The sequence below is a fragment of the Blautia sp. AF14-40 genome (assembly GCF_003479665.1).
Taxonomy (GTDB): domain Bacteria; phylum Bacillota; class Clostridia; order Lachnospirales; family Lachnospiraceae; genus Fusicatenibacter; species Fusicatenibacter saccharivorans.
Genome location: NZ_QUHK01000122.1, coordinates 272 through 583, shown reverse-complemented (window position 1 = coordinate 583; position 312 = coordinate 272). Strand labels below are relative to the sequence as shown.

Sequence of the window (312 nt, the reverse complement as noted above, 5' to 3'; positions counted from 1 at the left end):
TTTGTCTGCTTCCCTGTCACAGCCATTGCCGCAGTCCTGTCCCGCAGCTCCATGACGGTCAAGCGTTCTCTGAATGAACTGGAAACTGCCGGACTTATCATGCGGGTGCGTCAGGGCATTGGAGAACCAAACCGGATTTATGTGCTGATACCGGGAAAGGAGGACGCTGCCCTTGCCTGATACCTCAAAGCTGGAAAAACTCAATCGGGAGTTGGAAAAAAGCGAAAAGAAACTGCGGAAAGCCATCAATGATGAAAAGGCATTGCAGCACCAGTTGAAACAGCTTACCCGAAAGGAACGGACGCACCGGCT

General features: G+C 51.9%; 2 protein-coding genes. Both read left to right on the top strand.

Going from position 1 to position 312, the window contains the following annotated elements:
* A partial coding sequence (locus DWW13_RS18635; protein WP_118720850.1) for a DeoR family transcriptional regulator occupies positions 1-180 on the top strand: 180 nt, incomplete at its 5' end.
* On the top strand, positions 173-312 hold a 140-nt coding region (locus DWW13_RS19675), incomplete at its 3' end, for a DUF3847 domain-containing protein (RefSeq protein WP_117536143.1). The genes DWW13_RS18635 and DWW13_RS19675, both read left to right, overlap by 8 nt.